At 59.7% G+C, this 238-nt stretch carries 1 protein-coding gene; it reads left to right on the forward strand.

What is annotated here, in order from left to right:
- Positions 1-238, forward strand: a 238-nt coding sequence (locus FNJ47_RS48870) for an ABC transporter substrate-binding protein (RefSeq protein ID WP_236000650.1), incomplete at both ends; no start/stop codon positions are given.

Below are 238 nucleotides of genomic sequence, written 5' to 3' on the forward strand. Positions count from 1 at the left end.
AATACGACAAGCCGGCTGCGCAGAAGCTGATGCAGGAGGCGGGCTTCGGTCCGAACAAGAAGCTGACGGTCAAGATTCAGACCTCGGCGTCCGGCTCGGGCCAGATGCTGCCGCTGCCGATGAACGAATTCCTGCAGCAGAGCTTCAAGGAGATCGGCATCGATATCGACTTCAAGGTGGTCGAGCTCGAGACGCTTTATTCGCACTGGCGCAAGGGCGCGGCCGACGAGATGAACAC

It is taken from the genome of Bradyrhizobium uaiense (assembly GCF_010811875.1).
Lineage (GTDB): Bacteria > Pseudomonadota > Alphaproteobacteria > Rhizobiales > Xanthobacteraceae > Bradyrhizobium > Bradyrhizobium uaiense.